A 6,507-nucleotide genomic window follows, 5' to 3' on the forward strand; every position below is an offset into this window, starting at 1 on the left:
CGCATGGAGCCATCTTTGATCTGCATCGGGTAAACGTGCTCGCTGGTATCAACTTGGATATCGAGGAACACCAGGCGATCTTTCATCGCGAACGCTTCGGCCATTTTTGGCTTCAGGTCTTTCAGATCAGTGATCTTGATACCCACATGGCCATAGGCTTCGACCAGTTTGACGAAATCTGGCAACGACTCCATGTAGGAGTGCGAATGGCGGCCGCTGTAAGTCATGTCCTGCCACTGGCGAACCATACCCAACACGCCGTTGTTCAGATTGACGATCTTCACCGGCAAACCGTACTGCAAGCAGGTCGACAGCTCCTGAATGTTCATCTGGATACTGCCTTCACCGGTCACGCATGCAACGTCGTCATCCGGAAAGCTCAGCTTGACGCCCATGGCCGCCGGGAAGCCGAAACCCATGGTGCCCAGACCACCCGAGTTGATCCAACGGTTCGGTTTGTTGAAGCGGTAGTACTGCGCAGCGAACATTTGATGCTGACCAACATCGGAAGTCACAAAGGCATCGCCATTGGTAACTTCGCTGAGGGTTTCGATCACGGTCTGAGGCTTGATGATGCTGCCATCGCCCTTCTCGAACGGGAACAGGGCACCGCCCGCACGCCACTCATCCACCTGCTTCCACCAGCTGGCCACCGCATCTTTGTTCGGGGTTTCGCCGATTTCTTTGAGGATGGCGACCATTTCGGTCAACACGCTATCAACCGGTCCAACGATAGGCACGTCGGCCTTGATGGTTTTGGAGATAGACGCTGGGTCGATGTCGATGTGGATGATTTTCGCGTTCGGGCAAAACTTCGAAGCACCGTTGATAACCCGGTCATCGAAACGCGCGCCAACGGCGAGAATCACGTCAGCATGGTGCATCGCCAGGTTGGCGGTGTAGCTGCCGTGCATACCGAGCATGCCGATGAACTGGCGGTCAGTACCAGGGAAACCACCCAAGCCCATCAGTGTATTGGTAACCGGCAGATTGAGCATTTTCGCCAGCTCGGTGAGCGGTTCGGCGGCATTGCCCATGATCACGCCACCACCCGAATACAGAATCGGGCGCTTGGCAGCCAGAAGCATCTCAGCGGCTTTGCGGATCTGCCCGGAGTGGCCACGAACGGCTGGGCTGTAGGAGCGCAGCTTGGCCTTTTTCGGGTAGATGTATTCGAACTTCTCAGCCGGGTTGGTCATGTCTTTCGGGATATCGACAACTACCGGACCTGGACGGCCGGACTGGGCGATATAGAAAGCCTTTTTCATGACTTCCGGGATTTCCGAAGCGTGCTTGATCATAAAGCTGTGCTTCACGATCGGCCGGGAGATACCGATCATGTCGGTTTCCTGGAACGCATCGGTACCGACCATATTGCTAGGCACTTGGCCGGACAGGATGACCATCGGAATGGAGTCCATGTACGCCGTGGCGATACCGGTAATGGCGTTGGTCGCGCCCGGGCCGGAGGTCACCAGTACAACACCGGCTTTACCGGTGGCACGGGCATAACCGTCAGCCATATGGGTAGCAGCTTGTTCGTGCCGAACCAGGATATGAGTCACTTCCGGCTCTTTGAACAGCGCATCGTAAATATGCAGGAGGGCACCGCCCGGGTACCCATAGATATGCTTAACGCCTTCGTCACGCAAAAAGCGGACGACCATTTCAGCGCCAGATAAAAGCTCCACGTTGTTCACCTCTAAAACGCTTAGAGAACCGCTCACAGCGAACGGATCCGAATAGGTTTACTGCTAAGCAGAGCATGAGCGACGGTGGTCGCGGATTACGCCAGCTACTACTTGAGCAAGTATTGGGACGACCCCTAAGTGTTTCGGGGTTTTCCCACCCAGCGCGAGGTAACGCGTTGCGGGTGTAACGAGTCGGCACGGGTATGCGCCTCATGTCTGCTGAGCTGAAGCCTGCTTGCGGCCGACCCCACTACAGCGAGAACGTGGGATTGTTCGGATTCAGCGCACCCAAGTCAAGTCATCCGTTGTGCTTTCTTCAATTTGTAGCTGTGACACGGTGCAGGGTGACGGGCGGCCGGATTTGGTTATAGTTAGCACCGAGTTCCGCAGCTAAACAGAAGGACACAGCATGCGACGCATGATTATCACCGGCAGCCTACTGCTCGCCTTGAGCGCCACTGCTTCGGCAAGCCAGGTTTACAAGTGGGTCGATGCGCAAGGCAATACCCACTTCGGCGCGCAACCTCCGCAAGGTCAAGACGCGACGCCGATCAATACCGTGGTTGCTCCGCCCAAGCCCGTCCAGCCGCTGCCCACATTCCCCACTCCAGGCTCCGCGGACGATCCCGCGCAAAAAGCCATTGATGAGAAGGTCAAAAAGGAAGTGGCTGAGCGCGAAGAGAAGTTACAGAAGTACTGCGAAATTACGCGGACCAATCTGGCCCAACTGCAGAACAATCCGCGAATCACAGCAGAAGTGAATGGCGAAGTACGTCGCCTCACGGAAGAAGAACGTCAGAGCAAAATTGCTGAAAATCAGAAAGGCATTACTGAAAACTGCCAGTGAGCGAAGCGCGCAACCTTGCGTTGCGCGCCTTTTCAGCAAGAGCCGCTACGACCTTGCAGCGCCGATCAACTCGTCAAACTCCCCGAGCAACACCAACAGCCCTTTGGCCTTGCCAAGGCTTGCGCTGTACACCATCTCGGCCATCGGCCGAATGCCCGATACCGAGGGCAAGGGTTGGCCACTTTCAATGATCATTTTCATGCGCGGCAGAAAGATCCACTGCAGCCACTCTTCGAACGCCAGGCTATCCACACAAAACGGCTCAACGCTGGCCAACGCTTCAGCAGAAGGTGGCGATTGTGCCCACCACCCCTGCACACGCAACTCGCGCTCAATCAGCAGCAGATGGTCCGCCAGCGAGGGCAAACGCTGATCCATTACAGGTTTACCTGAGCCCGCTGACGAGCCTGAGCCGCACCGGATGCGTTGCCTTGTTTCTCGCGAGCCTGGGCGATCAACCCCCACAGACTTGCCTGCAACGTTGGACGACCATTGGAGTAAGTCAGACCGCGCTGCGCCACCTGCTCAGCCTGGGCTGCATCGCCCTGAGCCAAACGCACTTGTGCCAAGCGATAGAGAACCTGCGGCTCGCTCGGAGCAATACGTTGCGCGCGCTCCAAGCTGGATGAAGCGCCATTCAGATCGCCAGAGCTTTGCTGCTGCTGCGCGGTGGTCAGCAAGGCTAACACCGGCCCATCTAGCTGCTCATCAGCAGCCAAGCCACCAGCCGACGGAATGCCGCTCGGTGCCGAAGGGATTGGGGCGTTGTAGGTGCTGCCCGCACCTGGGGTAATCGGTCCAGTAGTGATCGGGCCCGGCGTGATACCGCCAGGGGTAATCGGCGAGCTGCCTACCGACGAGCCACCAGCGGGATATGTCTGAATCGGCGTCGCCGCCCTTCCCTGCCCTGGCACCATCACCACCACACCTGAATCCTGCGGAACGGCCTGAGGTTGCGCTTGAACAGGTGCCTGCGAATAACCGCCGGTTGTGGCGCGGCCATTGGCCGGCGGACGATCGTTGGACAGCGGCGCGCCGGAGTCGACGACCGGAATCGAGCCGCGTTGAACACTGGCGCAACCGGTCAGCAGGCTGGTGGCCATTAATGCGGGAATCAACCACTTATTCACTGAGCACCTCATCACTTAATTCATCCACCCGCGCACCCAGTCCATCACTTCCGCGGCAGGTGTCTGCCCGCCACAAGCGGTACCGGCTGCCGGCTCGCTGCCGCGAATATACGGCATCTGTACCGCATTCGGGCAGTTGGCATCTGAGCCTTGACCGTTGTTGGCGTCGACCCACACCTGCACCACGTTATCGGGCAATGGCATGTTCAATGGCAGCGGGTCGGCCTGTTTCATAAAGCCGGTCCACACCTGCAAAGCGCCGGTCGCGCCAGTGAACGGCGTGGCACCGTTGTCATCGCGGCCCATCCATACCACCGCCAGCAAGTCTTGACTGAACCCTGCAAACCAACTGTCCCGCGAGTCGTTACTGGTACCGGTTTTCCCGGCCAGGTTAAGCGTGGACGGCAACTGGCTATAAACCGAGCGCCCGGTACCTTCGCGCATTACCCGCTGCATGGCGTTCTGCACCAAGTAAATAGCACCTGGGTCGAAACGCTGCTGAATCTGGAACGGATAACGCTTAAGAGGTTCCCCTTCGGCGGTTAACACGCTGCGAATACCGCGCAACGGCGTATTAAAGCCGCCGCTGGCGATGGTCTGGTACATGCCCGCGACTTCGATAGGACTCAGAGCACCAGCACCCAACAACATTGACGGGAACGCCGGCCACTCGCGCGAAACGCCCAGACGCTCAAGGGTTTTCAACACATTGGGTACGCCCAATTCCAGACCCAGCTTGGCGGTGGACAAGTTGTAGGAGTTCGCCAGGCCTTGATAGAGATAGATCGTACCGTGGGCTTTATGGTCGAAGTTCGCCGGCGTCCAAACCTGGCCGTCTTTACCTTTCACGGAAAACGTTTCGTCTTCCAGCCAACTGGTCAGGGTGTACTGGCTCGGGCGCTCCAACGCGGTGAGGTAAACCGCCGGTTTAACCAGCGAACCAATCGGGCGCACGGCATCCAGGGCGCGGTTAAAACCGGCGAAACGTGGCTGGCGACTGCCAAGCATGGCCTGCACTTCACCACTTTCCGGGTTAGTGACAACCATGGCAGCTTCCACTTCGTCAACGCCCTTACGACCCTTGAAGCCTTTCAGGGTGCTGGACAGCGCGTTCTCGGCTTTCTGCTGCAGAATCGGGTCGAAACTGGTGAAGATTCGCAGGCCCTCTTCGGTCAAATCTTCGTCACGGTAGTCCTGACGCAATTGGCGCTTAACCAGGTCGAGAAATGCGGGATAGGAACTGTCCGCCATGCTGCCGCGCTTAGTCACCCCGAGCGGCATCTTCTTCGCTGCCTCGGCTTGCTCAGGCGTCACTACGTTCTGCGCGGCCAGCAGATCGATTACCAGGTTGCGGCGCTCAAGCGCTCGCTCCGGATTGCGCCGCGGATTGTAGTAAGTCGGGCCTTTGACCATACCAACCAGCAACGCCACTTGGTGCAGTTTCAGCTCAGCCAGCGGCTGACTGAAGAAATACTGACTGGCCAGACCAAAACCGTGCACCGCACGCTGGCCATCCTGGCCGAGAAACACCTCATTGAGGTACGCCTCGAGAATTTCCTGCTTGCTGTAATGCAGCTCCAGCAGCACCGCCATCATGGCCTCAGTGGCTTTACGGGTCAGGCTGCGTTCGCTGGTGAGGAAGAAGTTCTTCACCAACTGCTGGGTCAGGGTGCTACCGCCCTGGCGCATCTGCCCGGCGCTGGCGTTAACCCAAAAGGCCCGGGCAATCGACTTTGGTGACACGCCAAAGTGATGGAAAAATTCGCGGTCTTCGGTGGCGACCAAGGTTTCCACCAGATACGGCGGCACCTGATCGAGCTTGATCAAAATGCGATCTTCGTTGTGCGCCGGGTACAGGCCGCCAATCAGCAGAGGCTCCAGCCGCGCTACGGCCAAGTCCTGACCGCTGGCTTGGGTAAGGCCAGCAACGTAGTCGCCGGAGAATTTCACGCGAATGCGCTGGGCCTGCTCGGCGCCTTCATAGAACTGAAAGCCACGGGTATTGAGGTCGATATTGTTGCCCGCTACTACGGCAGCGCCGGGGCCGGTGACCGTGGTTTCTCGGCGGTAGCCAAGCGCATCCAGCTCAGTGAGAAAATCGTCCTTGGCCAACTTCTGGCCGACAAATAACTCAAGCGGGCGCGCATACACCTTGGCCGGAATCGTCCAGCGCTTGCCGGAGAATTTCTCCTGCACAACGGCGTCGAGGTAGACGGCAAAACCGGCCACGATGACCACGCCAACAAGGCCGAGTTTGAGCAGCCAACCCAACCAGGGGCGCATGCCACCGGAACGGGATTTAGGGCGCGAACGAGAGGGGCGAGAAGATCGGGTACGTGTCATGGCGGCGCATTATACGCACTTTGCTTGGGCCAGACAGGCGCCTGCCAATGGTTTGCACACTCGCGCACAGCCGCCATAATGGCCGCCTGAATTCAGCCCGTTATCCAAGGAAAGACCGTGAGCCAAACCCTGATCGCTGCCCTGCAGAACCCGGCTCTCTACCCGCATCCGGTAGAGAGCTTCCAGGTCATTGAAACGCACATCTCCTGGGTGGTGTTGACCGGTCCCTTTGCTTACAAAATCAAAAAGCCTGTGAATTTCGGCTTTCTCGACTTCACCAACCTCAAAGATCGCGAGCACTTCTGCAGCGAAGAGCTGCGCCTGAATCAGCGCCTGACTGAAGGCCTGTACCTGGACGTGTTGCCAATTACCGGCAGTGCCGAGGCGCCAGAGTTGAATGGCAGCGGGCCGGTGATTGAATACGCGCTAAAGATGCGCCAGTTCCCGCAAAGCCAATTGCTGGCTGAAGTGCAAAGCCGCGGCGAACTGACCACCG

At 58.1% G+C, this 6,507-nt stretch carries 5 protein-coding genes and 1 pseudogene; 2 read left to right on the top strand and 4 right to left on the bottom strand.

The window, feature by feature from the left end:
- A partial coding sequence (locus AAAB16_RS25390) for an acetolactate synthase 3 large subunit (protein ID WP_340665855.1) occupies positions 1–1,691 on the bottom strand: 1,691 nt, incomplete at its 3' end.
- Positions 1,692–2,100: 409 nt separating this feature from the next.
- Between AAAB16_RS25390 and AAAB16_RS25395 the strand changes: the two genes are divergently transcribed.
- Positions 2,101–2,538: a DUF4124 domain-containing protein gene (locus tag AAAB16_RS25395; protein ID WP_340665856.1), complete on the top strand. Its 438-nt coding sequence runs from the start codon at positions 2,101–2,103 to the stop codon at positions 2,536–2,538.
- 45 nt (positions 2,539–2,583) lie between these two features.
- On the opposite strand, the gene AAAB16_RS25400 is transcribed toward AAAB16_RS25395, so the two are convergent.
- Genes AAAB16_RS25400 through mrcB form a run of 3 tightly spaced genes read right to left on the bottom strand, consistent with a single transcriptional unit; the run spans position 2,584 to position 6,011 of the window.
- Entirely contained in the window at positions 2,584–2,916 is a 333-nt protein-coding gene (locus AAAB16_RS25400) for a YqcC family protein (RefSeq protein ID WP_340665857.1), read from the bottom strand.
- On the bottom strand, positions 2,916–3,668 hold the full coding sequence (locus AAAB16_RS25405; RefSeq protein ID WP_340665858.1) for a tetratricopeptide repeat protein: 753 nt from the start codon (positions 3,666–3,668) through the stop codon (positions 2,916–2,918). The genes AAAB16_RS25400 and AAAB16_RS25405 overlap by 1 nt, the downstream gene beginning before the upstream one ends.
- Positions 3,669–3,683: 15 nt before the next feature.
- Positions 3,684–6,011: a penicillin-binding protein 1B gene (mrcB, locus tag AAAB16_RS25410; RefSeq protein WP_340665859.1), complete on the bottom strand. Its 2,328-nt coding sequence runs from the start codon at positions 6,009–6,011 to the stop codon at positions 3,684–3,686.
- A 117-nt stretch (positions 6,012–6,128) separates the two neighbouring features.
- On the opposite strand from mrcB, the pseudogene AAAB16_RS25415 reads away from it, so the two are divergent.
- Positions 6,129–6,507, top strand: a pseudogene (locus AAAB16_RS25415) (hypothetical protein); the annotation flags it as partial.

Origin of the sequence: Pseudomonas sp., from assembly GCF_037994325.1 — a bacterium.
In the GTDB taxonomy this organism is placed as follows: domain Bacteria; phylum Pseudomonadota; class Gammaproteobacteria; order Pseudomonadales; family Pseudomonadaceae; genus Aquipseudomonas.

What these genes read in the sequence shown, in the direction of transcription:
- mrcB (WP_340665859.1), bottom strand. Translation starts at nt 6,011, where the DNA reads ATGACACGTACCCGATCTTCTCGCCCCTCTCGTTCGCGCCCTAAATCC.
- AAAB16_RS25400 (WP_340665857.1), bottom strand. Translation starts at nt 2,916, where the DNA reads ATGGATCAGCGTTTGCCCTCGCTGGCGGACCATCTGCTGCTGATTGAG.
- AAAB16_RS25395 (WP_340665856.1), top strand. Translation starts at nt 2,101, where the DNA reads ATGCGACGCATGATTATCACCGGCAGCCTACTGCTCGCCTTGAGCGCC.